The sequence below is a fragment of the Vibrio sp. V12_P9A6T4 genome (assembly GCF_963874835.1).
In the GTDB taxonomy this organism is placed as follows: Bacteria; Pseudomonadota; Gammaproteobacteria; order Enterobacterales; family Vibrionaceae; genus Vibrio; species Vibrio anguillarum.
The window spans coordinates 17,323-35,319 of sequence record NZ_CAWNJO010000058.1 but is presented as its reverse complement, the minus strand read 5'-3'; the positions used below and the strand labels follow the sequence as shown (position 1 = coordinate 35,319).

The following is a 17,997-nucleotide window of genomic DNA, read 5'->3' as shown; positions in this document are numbered from 1 at the left end:
GGCTTCCCTACTCGTCACCGGGAGCCATACCGAGGCAACTCCAAAACTTCTATGCAATGAGTGGGAGCTTAATACTTGAGCCAAGGCGAGAAAGAGCCTTCCCTAGAGTCGTGAAGAAAAAGCCAAGCCGATACCCTAGAAAATACAATGCCGCTCACCTTAAGTGAACGGCATTAGCCTTAGTGCTCGCTTTTTTGATCTTATTTAAACCAAATAAATAACGTGATATAGATCAAACATTTCGCTTTATCGTACAACCGGTTCTAAGCTTAAGAAAAAAGTGAGGAGCGTGTTATGAAATGGATAAGCATCATTTTTACCTGCATTGTTCTTATCAGCACCAGTGCGGCACAAAGTCAAAGTAGTGGTACGCAGACTCATCAAGACTTAACTCAGTTTGATCTCCCTTTTTTACTTGGTGATTGGTACCTACTTAACCCCAATCCTGACACTTCTTCCGATGATTTTCGTTCTATTAAACTGACCTTGGAATCGAATTATCGTTTCAAGATCGATATTCAAAAGAAAAATTATAATGTGGAGCACTGGGAAGGTGAATTTGACGCCAGCGATAACAGCTTGATTTTGGGGCTTAATTCATCGCAACCTCAAGTTTATCAATACCAAGTGAACCACAACATGCTCAACTTAAACGGCATTATGTTCACTAAAGCTTTACCAAATGCGTTGGCAGGGGTGTGGTCTAGCAAACGGATATTTGGTGAAGATGCGATAGCAACCGACATTAACCAACTTGATCTCGTTTTACAGCCGGATTTTGTATTTATGTTCAGAGTAAGTGGTGCTAATGGTAACGAATCGATCCATAAAGGGGTGTACTACACAGAAGGTGATCATTTGGTGCTCCTTTATGAAGACGGAGAACATGATACCCGCTATACGCTTGTTAGCGATATGTTAACGTTAGAGGTGGAAAATGGTTCTATGTCGGCTGTTTTAGCGCGAGTAAATCCGTAGTCTTGCAATCTTCTATCATAAGAAAGGCAATGAGTGAAATCTGTTGATATATGGGTAAATTGTCAGCGAAATAACGGGGTATTTGTCTTAAATGCCTCGTTTTTCGGTTTGAGGGGTTGTTATTAATGATAACAAGCCTTAGATCTATAGCCATCTTACTGAATGTTTATCAAAAACGTCACATTTCACTCCGTCAACAAGGATTCCGACATGGCTCATACACCCCAAGCCAAGTATCGCAAAGATTATCAATCTCCATCACATACCATTACGGATCTCGAATTAACATTCGATCTCTTTGATACCAACACCACAGTGACTGCCGTTTCTCACGTTAAGCAGCAAAAAGAGAATAACCAATTGGTGCTGGATGGTGAAAACCTTGAGCTGAAATCGCTCAAAGTGAATGGCACCGAATGGCAAGATTTTCAGCTGCTTGAAAGCGGGCTCTCGATCTCATCATTACCTCAAGAGTTTGAATTGGAGATCGTGACACTGATTAACCCTGAAGCGAATACCGCACTAGAAGGGTTATACAAATCGGGTGGTGCGTTCTGTACGCAGTGTGAAGCGGAAGGTTTCCGTCGCATCACTTACTTCCTCGATCGTCCAGACGTTCTTGCAAAATACACCACGACCGTGATTGCTGACAAAAAAGATTACCCATTTTTATTAAGTAACGGTAACCGTATCGAACATGGCGATCTTACAGAAGGGCGTCATTGGGTGAAGTGGCAAGATCCACATCCGAAACCTGCTTACTTATTTGCTCTCGTTGCGGGTGATTTTGACGTATTACGTGATCAATATAAAACCAAGTCCGGCCGTGATGTTGCCCTCGAGATTTTTGTTGATAAAGGTAACCTCGACCGAGCTTCTCATGCGATGACATCACTTATCAACGCAATGAAGTGGGACGAAGAACGCTTCGGCTTAGAGTATGATCTCGACATCTACATGATCGTTGCCGTTGACTTTTTCAACATGGGTGCGATGGAGAATAAAGGGCTCAACATTTTTAACTCTAAGTTTGTGTTAGCCAATGAAAAAACCGCTACCGATACTGATTATTTAGGTATTGAAGCGGTGATTGGCCACGAATATTTCCATAACTGGACTGGTAACCGCGTCACTTGTCGTGATTGGTTCCAATTAAGCTTAAAAGAAGGCCTAACGGTATTCCGTGACCAAGAATTTTCGTCTGATTTAGGGTCGAGAGCGGTGAATCGCATTAATAATGTGCGCATTATTCGCGGGCCACAATTTGCGGAAGATGCCAGCCCAATGTCACACCCAATTCGTCCCGATAAAGTGATAGAAATGAATAACTTCTATACATTAACTGTCTATGAAAAGGGCAGTGAAGTGATTCGTATGATGCATACGTTATTGGGTGAAACGAATTTCCAAAAAGGAATGAAGCTCTATTTTGAGCGTCATGATGGCACTGCCGCTACCTGCGAAGATTTCGTAGCAGCGATGGAAGATGCTTCAGGCGCCGATCTTACCCAATTCCGTTTATGGTATAGCCAATCTGGTACACCGATTGTTTCAGTGAGCACTGAATATGACGCACAACAGAAAACCTATGCCTTAACCGTAGAGCAAACAACCGAACCAACGCACGAGCAAAAAGAGAAAGCAGCGCTGCATATTCCTTTTGATGTTGAGTTATACACCGCTCATGGTGATGTAATTGAGTTACAATGTAACGGAAAGCAAATCTCTAATGTACTGAACGTAACACAGGCCAAGCAGACCTTCGTGTTTGAAAATGTGCCAGAGAAACCGATCCCTTCCTTGTTGCGCGAATTTTCAGCACCAGTGAAACTGGAGTATGACTACAGTGATGATGAGCTGATCTTCTTGATGGTCAATGCTCGCAACGAATTTGCTCGCTGGGACGCAGGCCAAATGTTGTTAGCCAAATATATCCGTAGCAATGTGTTTGGAGTGCAGTCGGGTAAGGCGGCGGATTTGCCTGAATCGGTAGTTGATGCATTCCGTGGTGTGTTACTGAGTGAGGCTCTAGAGCCTGCTTTTATTGCGGAAATGCTCTCATTACCTAGCCATAATGAGGTTTCAGGTTGGTATAAACGTGTGGATGTTGATGCAATAGCGACCGTACTTAAAGCGATGAAAGTACAGCTTGCTAACGCATTACAAGACGAGCTCAATGCGGTTTACCACAGTTTAAAACAGACAGCATACAGCATTGAGCACAGTGCAATTGGTGAACGAGCATTGCGCAATACTTGCCTTGCTTATTTAGCTTATACCGACCAAGGCAATGATTTGGTGCTGGCTCAGTATCACAGCGCCAACAACATGACTGATACCATCGCCGCTATGAGCGCTGCGAATAGTGCACAGCTTATGTGCCGTCAAGCACTGATGGATGATTACAGCAATAAATGGAAACACGATGGATTGGTGATGGATAAATGGTTTGCACTGCAAGGGACTAACCCCGCGCCAAGTGTTTTGGATACCATTCAACAAACCATGAAACATGAAGCATTTAGCTTAAAAAATCCAAATCGTACGCGCAGTTTAATTGGTTCATTCCTCAGCGCAAACCCAGTTAATTTCCATGCAAAATCGGGTGAGGGATACCGTTTTGCAGGGCAGATACTGCGTGAACTCAATGATAGTAACCCCCAAGTCGCGTCGCGTTTAATTGATCCTTTACTTAAATTCAGGCTCTACGATGAAACTCGTCAAGCAATGATGAAATCGGAGTTGGAGACTTTGAAGTCAATGGATAATTTAGCTCGGGATCTCTTTGAAAAAGTAACAAAAGCGCTCGAATCTTAAGGATCTTAATTCTACTAAGAGCGAGGTGATAGATACGTCTCCTCGCTCTATTTTGGTTAACGGCTATGAAGCAATACTATTTTACTCTCAATATTTCTTATCAAACTTACTTAGCGCACTATTCTGGTGTAGCAAGCTCTGTACAAGTCTACACAGATCAAGGTTTACGCCTTCAGCTACCCGCATCTCGATTTCGTCCATTTCTTAGCCAAATTGGAGTAAAAGGTCGATTTCGGCTGACAACTGACCAAAATAACAAGTTTGTAAAGTTAGAAACTCTGTGAGCCGCTGATTTTCTAGATATTTAAATAGGAATCTTAATCACATTCTCAAACATTTCACCTCAGACCTGCCCTAAAACTGTTAACTATTTGTCAATAAAGCTTTTACAATAAAGCAAGCATTACCAATGGTAAGCGCTATGCTTACCGCATACCCTACAAAAATAATAATCTTGGAGTCTACTATGACTGCGCGTGAAACTTTAGTGCCAGTTCTGCTTGAAAAAGTGTACAAACTGATTCAAGACAAACTCGATCTTGCTCATCAACCGCTCGTGACCCAACTTGCTCAACATCTATTTAGTAACATTTCGAAAGATGATCTGACTGAACGTAATGAATCTGACTTATATGGTGCGATAGTTAGCCTATGGCACCATATTAACGAGAAAAACCCGGAGGAGCGTTCAGTGCGGGTATTTAACCCGACAGTAAGCCGCCAAGGTTGGCAGTCAACGCACACGATTGTTGAAATAGTAATCCCTGATAGTCCGTTTCTTGTGGACTCCATTAAAATGGCGCTCAGCCGTTTGGATTTATCTTCACACCTCATGCTCAATGGTCCAACGCAAATCTCGCGCACCGATAACGGTGTTATTACTTCGGTAAACCAAGGTGAGGGTGTTCTGCAATCTCTTTTTCATATTGAAGTCGACCGCCTTAGTAGCAAAGAAGCGATGACACAGTTGAAAAATGAGTTGCTTAGTATTCTGAGCGATACAGCTTTAGTGGTGCAAGACTGGCAACCAATGTCAGAAAAACTGGTGCAAGTGATTGCGCAATTGGAGACACAAAAAGAGTTCATTCCTGTAGAAAGTGATCGTTACGAAGAAACCATCAAATTCTTAAAGTGGATGGGAAATCATAATTTCACTTTCATGGGGTACAAAGAATACGACCTCGTGACGGTCGAAGGCGATACTGAACTGAGACCAACAGCAGAAAAAGGGTTGGGTTTATTTTCTGATTCAAAACGTGTGCGCAGCGTAAAATTATCTGACTTTCCTGATTCCGCGCGCCTTGAAGCCAAAAAGCCTTTTTTATTGATTGTCACTAAAGGCAATACCCAATCACGTATCCACCGCCCAGCTTATACCGATTATATCGGCGTTAAAAAGTTCGACAAAGCAGGTAAAGTGATCGGTGAACATCGTTTCACTGGCCTATATACCTCGGCGGTGTACAACCAAAGTGTCGAAACTATTCCGCTGATCCGCGAAAAAGTAGAACGTATCCTAAAAGCCAGCGGTTATCGTGCAGGCTCGTATTCCTATAAAGCGCTGCACAATATTCTAGAAAACTATCCTCGTGATGAGTTACTGCAAGCACGTGAAGAAGAGATGTTAGAAGTTGGGATGGGCGTAGTGCAAATGCAAGATAGGGATTTGCTGCGTCTGTTTGTTCGTAAAGACCCGTTTGGTCGTTTCTTCAGCTGTATGGTCTATGTGACCAAAGAGCGCTATAACACCGAGCTTCGCCGCCAAACGCAACGAATTTTCAAACAGTACTTTGGTTGTGAGCAAGATGTTGAGTTCACCACTTATTTTTCAGAAAGCCCATTGGCAAGAACACACTACATCGTACGTGTTGATAATAACAATATGGATGTCGATGTAAAAACGGTAGAGCAGAATTTAATGGAAGCATCATCAACTTGGGATGATCGTTTATCAGATGCGATCGTAGCAAACTTTGGAGAGAGTAAAGGACTGCCATTATCGAAAGAATACATGCGCGCATTCCCTCGTTCTTACAAAGAAGACATGATGCCAGGTTCAGCGGTTGATGATATCCAGCGATTGGAAGCCTTAGATGAAGAGCACAAACTCGGCATGTTGTTCTATCGCCCACAAGAAGAAGCGGCCGATTCAAAAGCGGTGCGGTTAAAACTCTATCACCGTGACGAGCCAATCCATCTTTCTGATGTGATGCCGATGTTGGAAAACTTAGGGCTGAGGGTGATCGGAGAGTCACCTTATGAAGTACGAAAATTAAATGGTCAAACGTATTGGATCTTAGATTTCTCAATGCTGCATAAGAGCGATAAGAGTGTCGATCTTCGAGAAGCGAGAGATCGTTTTCAACAAGCATTTGCGGCTATTTGGGCTGGTGAATTAGAGAGTGATGGCTTCAACCGACTAGTACTCGGTGCTTCATTAACGGGGCGCGAAGTATCGATTCTTCGTGCTTATGCGCGTTACATGCGCCAAGTGGGTTTCCCATTCAGTCAACAATATATTGAAGATACACTCAGCCATTATCCAGATGTAGCAAAAGGGCTGGTGGAACTATTCTTAAAGCGGTTTGATCCTAAACACAAAGGGGCTCAAAAAGGGCAAACGGATCTTATTAACGCTATTACTGAAGAGTTAGATCGTGTTGATAGCTTGGATGATGATCGTATTATTCGTCGTTATATGGAGATGATCAGTGCAACGATCCGTACTAACTACTTCCAGCTGGATGAAAACAATCAGATCAAACCTTGGCTTTCTTTAAAAATGAAACCGAAAGAGATTTCTGAAATTCCAGCTCCTGTGCCGGCTTTCGAAATCTTCGTTTATGCGCCTGATATTGAAGGTGTTCATTTACGTGGTGGTAAAGTAGCACGTGGCGGATTACGCTGGTCTGATCGCCAAGAAGATTTCCGTACCGAGATTCTAGGGTTAGTGAAAGCGCAACAGGTAAAAAATACCGTTATTGTTCCTGTGGGAGCAAAAGGTGGTTTTGTGTGTAAGAAACAGCACATGTTTACCACGCGTGATGAGATCTTTGCCGAGGGACAACGCTGCTATAAACGTTTTATTCGTGCATTACTCGATGTTTCCGACAATATTATTGAAGGCGAAGTCGTTCCACCTAAAAATGTCGTTCGTCATGATGAAGATGACCCTTACTTAGTTGTAGCCGCGGATAAAGGGACAGCAACATTTTCCGATTTGGCTAACTCAGTGTCAGCAGAATACAATTTCTGGCTAGGTGACGCTTTTGCTTCTGGTGGTTCAAATGGTTACGACCATAAAGCCATGGGGATTACAGCAAAAGGGGGATGGGAGTCAGTCAAGCGCCACTTCCGTGAAATGGGCATTAACTGCCAAACCACAGATTTCACAGCGATTGGTATCGGCGATATGGCTGGAGATGTGTTCGGTAATGGTATGCTGCTGTCTAAACACATCTGTTTGCAAGCAGCGTTTAACCATTTGCATATTTTCATCGATCCAACACCAAATTCAGCAAAAAGTTGGGAAGAGCGTAATCGCTTATTCAACACGCCACGATCTAGCTGGGAAGATTACAACGCAAAGTTGATCTCAAAAGGTGGTGGTATCTTCTCTCGCAAAGCGAAATCGATCACCTTAACGCCTGAAATTCAAAAAATGATCGGCACTAAGAAGGCTTCTGTTGCGCCTAATGAGCTGATTAAAATGATCTTGAAAATGGAAGTGGATCTTCTGTGGAACGGAGGCATCGGCACCTATGTTAAATCATCGAAAGAGAGCCATTCTGATGTAGGTGACCGTGCTAACGATGCTCTAAGAATTGATGGACGCGATCTTCGCACAAAAGTGATCGGTGAAGGTGGTAACTTAGGTATGACTCAACTTGGACGTGTTGAGTATGCATTAACTGGTGGTCGTGTTAATACCGACTTTGTTGATAACGTTGGCGGCGTCGATTGCTCGGATAATGAAGTTAATATTAAGATCTTCTTGAATGGCTTGGTGGCGAATGGTGATCTTACCGTCAAACAACGTAATCAGATCTTAGAGTCGATGGAAGACGAAGTAGGAGGCATCGTTATTGAAGATGCTTACGCTCAATCTGAAGCTATTTCTGTCACTGAGCAACAGGGTGTATCGTTAGTTAAAGAGCAAATTCGTTTCATCCATGCCATGGAAAAAGCAGGGCACCTTGACCGAGCATTGGAATACATTCCAGATGATGAAACTTTGCTTGAGCGTGAGAAGCAGGGATTTGCATTAACCCGTCCGGAGCTATCGGTATTAGTGGCATACGGCAAAATGGTGTTGAAAGAGGAATTGGCTTGTGAAGAGATTTCACACGATGAATTCCATTCACAGCAGTTGATCAACTATTTCCCTACGGAGTTACGTCGTAACTATTCTCAGCACATGCAACAACACCCACTTCGTGCAGAGATCATTGCTACGGCTCTGGCCAATCAGATGGTGAACGAAATGGGATGTAATTTCGTGACCCGTCTTCAAGAAGAGACTGGTGCGAATGTTGTCGATATTGCCAATGCTTACACTGCGGCAAGAGAAATCTATGGTTTAGGCCGTGTTCTTGAGCAGGTTCGTTTACTCGACAATAAAGCAGAAGCCGATGCACAGTACGATGTGATTTTCTTAGTACGCCGAACCTTACGCCGCTTATCTCGTTGGTTGCTGCGTAATCGTTCAGGCAAACAATCGGTCAAAGATTTGATTGCGCTTTATCAAACTGACGTCAATGCCGTTTCCGCTGAACTAGATAATATGCTCGTTGCTGAAGAGGTTGCAGAGCATAATGCCATGGCTCAAGTCTGGATTGATAAAGGCATTAACTCAGAACTGGCGAATTACGTTGCTCGTTTATCAAGCCTGTACTCAGCACTGGATATATCCACAGTGGCACGTGATAAAGGTAAGACTGTTGCTCAGACAGCTAAGCTTTACTTTAACTTAGGTGATCGTTTATCACTGCACTGGTTCTTAAAACAGATTAACGGTCAAGCGGTGGATAACAACTGGCAAGCACTAGCTCGCGCTGCATTCCGTGAAGATTTAGACTGGCAGCAGCGTCAACTCACTGCGCAAGTATTGAATTGTACTTGTGCACCAGAAGAACTCGATGTAATGAAAGCACTGGATGAATGGATTGCTAGTAATGAAGTATCCTTAATGCGCTGGGAGAGTATCCTCAACGAATTTAAAGTTGGTGCAGTACATGAATTTGCAAAATTCTCAGTAGCATTAAGAGAATTAGTACTTTTAAATTTGAATTGTGCGGCAAATGAGTAAATAATAACGCCCCGTTTATACGGGGCTTTTTATTTCGGAGGCACAATGCTCTACCGCTTAGCCAGGACTGGCTTTTTTCAACTTGATGCCGAAAAGGCACATGATCTCGCCATTGAAAACTTTAAACGTTTCACAGGCACTCCTCTTGATCTCTTCTATCGTCAACACTTACCCAATCGCCCAGTCGAATGCATGGGTTTAACTTTTAAAAACCCTGTAGGTTTGGCCGCTGGCCTAGATAAAAATGGGGAATGCATAGAAGCTTTTGGTGCAATGGGGTTTGGTTTTGTCGAAGTTGGTACCGTGACTCCACGTCCTCAATCTGGTAACGATAAACCGCGTTTATTCCGTTTGATCCAAGCGGAAGGTATTATCAATCGAATGGGCTTTAACAACTTAGGTGTCGACAACCTAGTTGAGAACGTTAAGAAAGCTAAATATGACGGCATTATCGGTATCAACATTGGAAAGAATAAAGATACACCGATTGAAAATGGGGCAGATGACTATCTTATTTGTATGGAGAAAGTCTACCCATATGCTGGTTATATAGCAGTGAACATTTCATCCCCCAACACTCCTGGGTTACGAACGTTACAATATGGTGAGGCATTGGATGATTTGCTTGCCGTACTGAAAGCGAAGCAATCTGAATTGGCTAAGCTGCATAATAAATACGTTCCGCTAACATTAAAGATCGCTCCCGATCTTTCTGATGACGAACTTAAACAAATTTGCCAATCGTTACTCAAGCATAGTATTGATGGCGTTATCGCGACTAATACCACATTGGATCGGTCGCTGGTGGAAGGTATGAAATTCGCGAATGAAGCGGGTGGGTTAAGTGGCCGTCCTGTTCAATCAAGAAGTACTGAAGTGATTAAGTGCTTGTACCAAGAGTTGGGTGATAAGCTGCCCATTATTGGAGTGGGTGGTATTGATTCTTGTATCGCTGCAAAAGAAAAAATGTTGGCGGGCGCGAAACTAGTACAAGTCTATTCAGGATTCATTTACCACGGCCCAGGTTTAGTGAGAGATATTGTCAAGAACCTATAAATAAGTGCGATTTAAAGGTATTTACTCAGAAAAATAAAAAGTGACTGGGTCAAAGTAAGAGGGAATGAGTTATTCATTTCCTCTTTTTTTTTATATTTCTGTTCTTAAAATTACATTCACTAGCTGGCAAAGGTAATTAAGCGTTTTACCTAATAGTTTGATAATTCATTAAAATTAGAGAGTGGAACGATGCTTAAACCAAGTGACAAATGGAGTTGGTATTATTCAGATAGCGAAAGCTGCCTGATGTTGTACCTTGGTGATGAGATGGTTTTTAAGACCAATCTTTACCGTAATCTGCTCGTCGATTGTGCTTTTGCTGAGAATCATTTTTCAGTCGATGATGCGAGTGCTTTCCAAACCTACAAAGAGCAAATTGCCTATTTAGGTTTAAGTGAGCCAAGACAAGCCGAATTAGCACTCTATTGTGTTGCCGCTAAGCGTTTTCATAAACCTGTCCAGCCTAAAAGTTGGTTTTTTGATCATCAAGGCTACGGTTTTGAACCGAGTGAAGGTGACATTGTTCGGTTGGTCAACGGCTACAGCCAAGGTTATTTCATCGTACTTGAGGTAGGGGACTGCGCTAGTCTTTGCGCCTTAGTCGATTTGGATGCGTTCATACTGAATGGTTCCAAACAGCTGGAATTCGGACAGGTCATTAAGGTTATGCATGACCGTATGGCTTGCGCCAATCATATTTTGCTCGAAGAGCACGTTGCTCTTGTGAGTTAACTTTTCCCTAATAGCACAACGTTTCGTTCCTTTGTTTCATTTCCCATCGGCTTAATAGCCGATTTTTTTTGCCTAGAGCTTTTCCCCAACTCAATCCTATCCGTCTGAATTCGATCTTAAATGTGAGATTTGTTCAGGATTCTGATGTTTTTTTCTTCAAAAGTGACGTTATAAACAGTGTCTACATTGCTAGAAATGGCCGACATATTCCCATTTTTAGCTCATTTGTAATTAATTTACACTACAAAAATCAATCTGGTATAGTCCAATTATGCAGTGAATAAATACTCACTTATCCCGTAGGCCTTGCTATATCTAGTGAGATGTTTTTGCAATGCTCGAAGCTTGTCTATTTGTAAAATTGGCGAGTAGTTAAGCAATTGAATGGTTGAGAAGGTGAAAGAGACACTTTGTTTTACTCAAGCGTGGGATTGTCAGGTATAATGCGTGGTCATTTTTATCAGTAAAAGAGCAGTATGAATCAATATCTAGCGGTTACCTCAAACGGTCTTGAGAACCTATTAGTTGAAGAACTAACCAAATTAGGGATTACGGACGCAAAACCCGTGCAGGCCGGGGTAAAATTTAAAGCGTCGAAAGAGCAGATTTATCGCTGTTGTTTGTGGAGCCGTCTAGCATCAAGATTTGTTCGCGTCCTCTCTGAATTTACCTGCCAAAATGATATGGATCTTTACTTGTCGGCAAGTTCAGTGAACTGGGTTAATCATTTTCATAGTTCGAAAAAGTTTGTTGTCGACTTCAACGGCACAAATAACGAAATCCGCAACAGTCAGTACGGTGCGATGAAAGTAAAGGATGCGGTTGTCGACTGTTTCACCAAAAAGAACTTACCGCGCCCTTCGATCGATAAAGATCATGCAGATCTTCGTGTCCATGTACGCTTGCATAAAGATAAAGCCATTTTAGGGATTGATATGGTGGGCGGTGGTTTACATCAGCGCGGTTACCGTACCGAAGCGGGGCGAGCACCACTTCGTGAAACATTAGCAGCGGCTATTATTTTGCGTAGTGGATGGAGTGAAGCGAAGCCACTGCTCGACCCAATGTGTGGTTCTGGTACTTTGCTCATTGAGGCGGCCATGATGGCTGCTGGTATGGCCCCTAGTCTCAAGCGTCCAAAGTGGAGTTTCGAAGCTTTAGAGGATTTTGATGCAGAACTGTGGGCGCAAATAAAATCAGAGGCCAATGTTCAAGCAAGACGTGGTGTCAAGAAAGTTGACTGTAAGTTCTTTGGTTTTGATAACGATGCACGAGTGCTGCAGACAGCGAAAGATAACGCTCGCCGCGCAGGGGTTGAAGAACTGATTACCTTCCAGCTAGGTGATGCGGCACTGATCAAACTTCCTGAAGGGTTTGAGGATGGTGTGGTTATCTGTAACCCACCCTATGGTGAACGTTTAGGTACACATCCTGGTTTGATTGCTTTATACACGGCATTTGGTGGGCAATTAAAGGCTGAATTTGGCGGTTGCCAAGCGTCGATTTTCTCAAGCTCTGACGAATTACTCAGTTGTTTGCGTATGCGCGCTGAAAAGCAGTTTAAGTTAAATAACGGTGCGTTACCTTGTCACCAAAAGAACTACTCAATTTCATTGCGCACGGTAGAACCGGGAGCGTCTATTTCTCAAGAATCGGTGATCGCTCCTGATTTTTCGAATCGTTTAAAGAAAAATATTGCGAAAATTGGTAAGTGGGCGAAACGTGAATCACTAGATTGCTATCGTATTTATGATGCTGATTTGCCTGAATACAATGTTGCGATCGATGTTTATCTCGACCACCTAGTGATCCAAGAATACGCCGCACCTAAAGATATTCCAGAAGAAAAGGCGAAACGCCGTTTAACAGATATCATTCGTGCCGCGATTCAAGTCACCGGAACAGAAGCAAATAAAGTGGTACTCAAAGTTCGTGAAAAACAGAAAGGGCGCTCTCAATATCAAAAATTAGGGCAAATTTCTGAGACAATGGAAGTGAACGAGTATGGCGTTAAACTGATTGTCAATTTACATGATTATCTCGATACGGGTTTATTCCTTGATCATAAATTGACGCGTCGTCGCTTAGGGCAAATGGCAAAGGGTAAAGACTTCCTCAATCTATTTGCTTACACCGGCTCTGCAACCGTTCATGCCGCTTGCGGTGGAGCAAAATCAACCATGACGGTTGATATGTCTAAAACCTATTTAGAATGGGCTAAAGACAACTTAAAGCTCAACGGTCAAGTTGGACACCAGCATCGCTTTGAACAAGCCGACTGTGTGCAATGGCTAGAGACTGCCAAAGAACAATTTGATTTGATATTTATCGATCCGCCGACATTCTCAAATTCCAAACGTATGGAACACACATTTGATGTGCAACGCGATCATATTAAGTTGATGGAAAATTTAAAACGTATCCTACGTCCAGAAGGTACGATTGTGTTTTCAAACAATAAACGACATTTTAAAATGGATTTAGAAGCGCTAGCTGAGCTTGGTTTAGTTGCTCAAAACATTTCAGCACAAACATTACCACTGGATTTTGAACGTAACAAACAGATCCATAACTGCTGGACGATTTCCCATGCATGCAGTGAATAGGGAATGAAGTTGTTCACGCTTTACAGTACTGAAGGATGCCATCTCTGTGAGATGGCATTTCAGCTTGTTCAGCAGGCAAACATTGCTGAACAAGTACAACTTGTTGATATTGCATTTGATGATGCGCTCTTCTCTCGTTACGGGGTCACTATTCCGGTTCTTAAATACCAAGAATCCGAACTGAGCTGGCCCTTTGACCAACAAACATTACTTCATTGGTTAGAAAATAATGGCATTAATTACCATCCATAACGGTCAATTAGCATTTGGTGACCACCCATTACTCGATCATGCAGATTTCGCATTGCAAGAAAATGAACGAGTTTGTCTCGTCGGCCGAAACGGTGCAGGCAAGTCGACTATGATGAAAGTTCTTGCGAGAGAAATCATCATGGACGACGGAAAAATGCAGATAGAACAAGATGTTGTTGTTTCTCGATTAGAACAAGATCCGCCTAGAGATGAAGCTGGCACCGTTTTTGATTATGTTGCTGGTGGATTAGCGGAAGTTGGTGAGTATCTAAAGATCTATCAAGATCTTTTAGATCTCATCGTTATCGATCCAAGTGAAAGTAATATCAATAAGTTATCTCGTATTCAAGAGCAGCTAGAGCATACAGGGGCATGGCGTTTTGAAGAACGTATCCAAAATGTTCTGGCGGCGTTGAAACTGGATGGCCACACCAAACTAACGGATTTATCCGGTGGATGGCAGCGTAAAGCGGCTCTTGCAAGAGCACTAGTGTGTGATCCTGATGTCCTTCTGCTTGATGAACCGACTAACCACCTTGATGTAACCACCATCGAATGGCTCGAAGGCTTTTTGAAAGATTTTAGAGGCTCGATCATCTTTGTATCGCATGACCGGACGTTCATCCACTCAATGGCGACGCGCATTGTTGATCTTGACCGCGGTAAACTCAGCTCGTTTCCTGGTGATTATGATCAGTACCTTGTCGCCAAGGAAGAAGCCTTGCGCGTAGAAGAGATGCAAAATGCCGAGTTTGATAAGAAATTGGCCCAAGAAGAAGTTTGGATTCGCCAAGGCATCAAAGCGCGTCGTACTCGTAACGAAGGGCGCGTAAGAGCACTCAAGAAGCTAAGAGAAGAGCGTAATGATCGCCGTGAGGTACAGGGCAAAGCAAACTTGCAAATCGATGACGCTGCGTGTTCAGGAAAAATTGTCTTCGAAGCGAAGGATATTAGCTATAGCATTGATGGCAAAAACATTGTCTCGAACTTCAGTTTCAATATCATGCGTGGTGATCGCATTGCACTTATTGGCCCTAACGGATGCGGTAAAAGTACGCTGCTGAAACTGCTGTTGGGTGATTTACAACCTCAGAGTGGCAAATTACATTGCGGTACCAAACTTGAAGTTGCTTATTTTGATCAGTACCGTGAGATCCTCGATCCTGAGAAGTCGGTAATTGACAACTTAGCTGACGGAAAACAAGAAGTGATGGTGGCTGGGCGCCCACGGCACGCATTAAGCTACTTACAAGATTTCTTGTTTGCCCCTAAACGTGCGAGAACGCCAGTAAAAGCGCTATCTGGTGGTGAGAAAAACAGACTGTTGCTTGCTCGTATTTTCCTCAAACCGAATAATTTATTGATTTTAGATGAACCAACCAACGATTTAGATATCGAAACTTTGGAACTTTTAGAAGATTTGCTTGCCAATTACCAAGGCACATTGCTGCTTGTCAGCCACGATCGTCAATTTGTTGATAATACTGTAACAACGAGTTGGATTTTTGAAGGCGATGGCAAAATTGAAGAATTTGTTGGAGGCTATCACGATGCTCAGCAACAAAGAGCTCAGGTTTTGCAGTCACGAGTTGCTGAAAATGTCAGCAATAAAGAAAAAGTGGTTGAGGAAACTCTCAAAACAGCGCCAATTAAGACAAAACCTAAAAAGTTATCTTATAAACTGCAGCGAGAAATGGATGAGTTGCCCGCAATGTTAGAGCAACTTGAGAATGATATTGAAATGCTTCAACAGCAAGTGAACGATCCTGAGTTTTTCATGCAATCAGCAGATAAAACACAGCCCGTTTTAGATAAGTTAACTGCGAAAGAGCAGGAGCTTGAAATTGCTTTCGAGCGCTGGGAAGAGCTCGAAGCAATGCAACAGGAAAGTTAGAGATTATTAATGAGTAGTAAAACATTTAAAATCACCGTAATTGCGGCCAGTATTCTGGCTGCCACTCAAGCTCATGCTGCACTTTACCAAATTGTAGAAGTGACACCCGGTAACTTAGTCGCTAATGAATATTATGGAAGGGCAATACAAAAAGATAACCTTTCAGCAAATCCTCTTGGATGTTTTACGGCCGGAAATAGCTGTAATACTTTTGCGTTTGGTGGCGATACGCTCAATGGTTCTGATGGCATTTCCTATCGTGATGAAGTGCCATTCAAAATGGATAATCGTTTTGTTTATCAGGATATTGATGATCTCAAAAACTATTGCTCTAACGAACTCGGTTATTCTACTTGTGAGGCATGGGCTGATAAGCAATGGCATGGTTTTGAGTACAACAATGTTGAAACTGGCGGTTTGAAACGTGAGCGTGATGCTTGGGATAATGGTAGTTATCTACAAAATGCAGCGGCCTTTGTTAATTCATCGCAAGTTGTTTTGACTTTTGGCTCTATTGCAAATACTCAGAATACCGTTTTAACTGGGTTAGACGGTACTTCTGCTTTTGGTATTACGAGCAGCGGTTACACCCAGTCTGGGAGTAATTACGCTCTAGGCTACCGTCAACGTGGTTTTTATCATGGCAATATTTTAAATCCACCAACAGACACCACAATTGTCAAAGACACAAATAATAAAATTGTTGAAAAAATGGGTCGGACGTTCGCTTATGATGTATTCAATGATGGTACCCATAATTTCGTGGTTGGTAGTGCATCAGTTAGCCCTTATTTAACGGGTAATGGTGATGATGATAACAAAGACTACAATGGCGATGTTAACACTTGTGTGAGTGATGGTCTCGATCCACAGTTAACTCGTCAGTGTCAAAATTTTGCATTTGCAACGCAAGCTTATATGTGGGATACAGCATCTATCTCGACGGGTTACCGTGTAACAGGGTGGGTCGGTGATGTTGAAGCAAACCGTAGCGGATACTCTGCACAAGCAAGTGTAAGAGGCGCTGCTGTTCCTACATCTGGCAGTTACGCTAACAAGCCAGTTATGGCTGGTTTTAATACCTATCGCGATGATAATGTGTTTAGAATGCAAGCAACAGTATTCTATCCTAATGCAAGTTACGACGTAACAACTCCTAAGCATGATATGTGGAGTAGTAAGGTTATTACTGGCACAGAACTGAAAGTGGATGGAGATGTGATTTACTCCAACTCATTAGCGACAGATATTAATAACCATTTAATCGTGATCGGTGAAACAAAACGTCGAGGCGATAAACCTGAAAGCGGCGCAGCAGCAAACCGTATTTTTGTGTCGGATGCCAATAGCGGAACGCCTGTAGCTAACTATCTATCAGGTGGAATTTTCTTTACTGGTGCTGGCGGTGAAGCGAAAGCGATCAACAATTTCAATGAAATTGTCGGTCAAATCGATGCAGAAAAAGGTCGTGAAGATGGAGGCAAACAACGTCGTCATCGTGGCTTTATCTATCCTTTCAACGGTACAGGGAGTAATGCAGCAAGAATGGCATTGTTCCAGAACCAAGGTTGGTGGTTAGATGATCTAACCAACGGTGGGTCTTACTCACAACATAACAACCAGTTCCGTATTTTTGAAGCCTCAGATATCAATGATGATGGTGTGATTGCAGCAAGTGCATTTAAATGTACTGGTGGCTATGACGATTTCTCCCATAACTCATACTGTACTTCTGGAAGTGAAAGCGTTGTCGCGATTAAACTGATCCCGATTGCTGGCGCGGCGGCTAGCGATATTGAAGTCCGCAGCACGGCACTTCCGCCCGTTGAACGTAAAGGCGGTAGTATGGGATGGATTACTCTGACACTACTTGCTCTCTTTGGGTTCCGCAGAAAATAATTAAATAGTGTAAAGAATGGCGCAAGTTCACAATTTAGAATCTGCGCCTTTTTTGTAACTTGAGAAAGTCGAATTTTTGAGCAATTCTTAATTGTGGCGTAACAGATATGCCATGTAGATTTAATAGTTGTATGTAAGACACAAGTTACTGTATGAGGACTACACTATGATGAAGAGACAAAAGCGTGATCGCCTTGAAAGAGCACAGTCTCATGGGTATAAAGCTGGCTTAAACGGACGTTCCGTAGAGGCTTGCCCTTATCAACAAACGGACGCTCGTTCATATTGGCTAGGTGGTTGGCGCGATGCCAGAGATGACAAACAAGCTGGTCTCTACAAATAAACTCCCACATACATGCAAAAGGATTTAAGCCCCGGAAGGGGCTTTTTAGTATTCAAGTCACACTAAAGCACTATAACTAAGTGTTTTGATGAGCAAAAGCGACTCTATGAGT

Annotated in this window: 11 protein-coding genes and 1 pseudogene; all 12 read left to right on the top strand. The window is 42.8% G+C overall.

The genetic code is table 11. The annotated features are described in order from the left end of the window. Window positions 1-167: pseudogene (locus AACQ42_RS09595) on the top strand (IS4 family transposase); the annotation flags it as partial. A 127-nt stretch (window positions 168-294) separates the two neighbouring features. Then, window positions 295-978 carry a hypothetical protein gene (locus AACQ42_RS09590; protein WP_013856914.1) on the top strand — a complete coding sequence of 228 codons (684 nt, stop codon included), beginning with the start codon at window positions 295-297 and terminating at the stop codon, window positions 976-978. Window positions 979-1,188: 210 nt separating this feature from the next. Further along, the gene (pepN, locus tag AACQ42_RS09585; protein ID WP_094165516.1) at window positions 1,189-3,795 is read left to right on the top strand and encodes an aminopeptidase N; all 2,607 of its coding nucleotides are present in this window, start codon (window positions 1,189-1,191) and stop codon (window positions 3,793-3,795) included. Between the two features lie 65 nt (window positions 3,796-3,860). Beyond that, the gene (locus AACQ42_RS09580) at window positions 3,861-4,079 is read left to right on the top strand and encodes a DUF2835 domain-containing protein (protein ID WP_013856912.1); all 219 of its coding nucleotides are present in this window, start codon (window positions 3,861-3,863) and stop codon (window positions 4,077-4,079) included. A gap of 182 nt (window positions 4,080-4,261) precedes the next feature. Then, the gene (locus tag AACQ42_RS09575) at window positions 4,262-9,103 is read left to right on the top strand and encodes an NAD-glutamate dehydrogenase (RefSeq protein ID WP_017044697.1); all 4,842 of its coding nucleotides are present in this window, start codon (window positions 4,262-4,264) and stop codon (window positions 9,101-9,103) included. A 45-nt stretch (window positions 9,104-9,148) separates the two neighbouring features. Next, a complete protein-coding gene (gene pyrD, locus AACQ42_RS09570) occupies window positions 9,149-10,159 on the top strand; it encodes a quinone-dependent dihydroorotate dehydrogenase (RefSeq protein WP_094132384.1) in 1,011 nt (336 codons plus the stop codon). A 189-nt stretch (window positions 10,160-10,348) separates the two neighbouring features. Beyond that, window positions 10,349-10,891 carry a cell division protein ZapC gene (locus AACQ42_RS09565; RefSeq protein WP_010320557.1) on the top strand — a complete coding sequence of 181 codons (543 nt, stop codon included), beginning with the start codon at window positions 10,349-10,351 and terminating at the stop codon, window positions 10,889-10,891. A gap of 476 nt (window positions 10,892-11,367) precedes the next feature. Continuing rightward, window positions 11,368-13,497, top strand: a complete 2,130-nt coding sequence (gene rlmKL / locus AACQ42_RS09560) for a bifunctional 23S rRNA (guanine(2069)-N(7))-methyltransferase RlmK/23S rRNA (guanine(2445)-N(2))-methyltransferase RlmL (RefSeq protein WP_094165514.1) — start codon at window positions 11,368-11,370, stop codon at window positions 13,495-13,497. Window positions 13,498-13,500: 3 nt separating this feature from the next. Next, a complete protein-coding gene (locus AACQ42_RS09555) occupies window positions 13,501-13,749 on the top strand; it encodes a glutaredoxin family protein (RefSeq protein WP_013856908.1) in 249 nt (82 codons plus the stop codon). Further along, the gene (locus AACQ42_RS09550) at window positions 13,727-15,643 is read left to right on the top strand and encodes an ABC transporter ATP-binding protein (protein ID WP_094165512.1); all 1,917 of its coding nucleotides are present in this window, start codon (window positions 13,727-13,729) and stop codon (window positions 15,641-15,643) included. The genes AACQ42_RS09555 and AACQ42_RS09550 overlap by 23 nt, the downstream gene beginning before the upstream one ends. 9 nt (window positions 15,644-15,652) lie before the next feature. After that, window positions 15,653-17,542, top strand: a complete 1,890-nt coding sequence (locus tag AACQ42_RS09545; RefSeq protein ID WP_094165510.1) for a DUF3466 family protein — start codon at window positions 15,653-15,655, stop codon at window positions 17,540-17,542. A 169-nt stretch (window positions 17,543-17,711) separates the two neighbouring features. After that, window positions 17,712-17,885: a ribosome modulation factor gene (gene rmf, locus AACQ42_RS09540; RefSeq protein ID WP_010320553.1), complete on the top strand. Its 174-nt coding sequence runs from the start codon at window positions 17,712-17,714 to the stop codon at window positions 17,883-17,885. Window positions 17,886-17,997 lie beyond the last annotated feature (112 nt).

Excerpts from the sequence above, each read along its gene's own strand:
- AACQ42_RS09555 (WP_013856908.1), top strand. The coding sequence starts at position 13,501 with ATGAAGTTGTTCACGCTTTACAGTACTGAAGGATGCCATCTCTGTGAG.
- rmf (WP_010320553.1), top strand. The coding sequence starts at position 17,712 with ATGAAGAGACAAAAGCGTGATCGCCTTGAAAGAGCACAGTCTCATGGG.
- AACQ42_RS09590 (WP_013856914.1), top strand. The coding sequence starts at position 295 with ATGAAATGGATAAGCATCATTTTTACCTGCATTGTTCTTATCAGCACC.
- pyrD (WP_094132384.1), top strand. The coding sequence starts at position 9,149 with ATGCTCTACCGCTTAGCCAGGACTGGCTTTTTTCAACTTGATGCCGAA.
- AACQ42_RS09565 (WP_010320557.1), top strand. The coding sequence starts at position 10,349 with ATGCTTAAACCAAGTGACAAATGGAGTTGGTATTATTCAGATAGCGAA.
- rlmKL (WP_094165514.1), top strand. The coding sequence starts at position 11,368 with ATGAATCAATATCTAGCGGTTACCTCAAACGGTCTTGAGAACCTATTA.
- AACQ42_RS09580 (WP_013856912.1), top strand. The coding sequence starts at position 3,861 with ATGAAGCAATACTATTTTACTCTCAATATTTCTTATCAAACTTACTTA.
- AACQ42_RS09545 (WP_094165510.1), top strand. The coding sequence starts at position 15,653 with ATGAGTAGTAAAACATTTAAAATCACCGTAATTGCGGCCAGTATTCTG.
- AACQ42_RS09550 (WP_094165512.1), top strand. The coding sequence starts at position 13,727 with ATGGCATTAATTACCATCCATAACGGTCAATTAGCATTTGGTGACCAC.
- pepN (WP_094165516.1), top strand. The coding sequence starts at position 1,189 with ATGGCTCATACACCCCAAGCCAAGTATCGCAAAGATTATCAATCTCCA.
- AACQ42_RS09575 (WP_017044697.1), top strand. The coding sequence starts at position 4,262 with ATGACTGCGCGTGAAACTTTAGTGCCAGTTCTGCTTGAAAAAGTGTAC.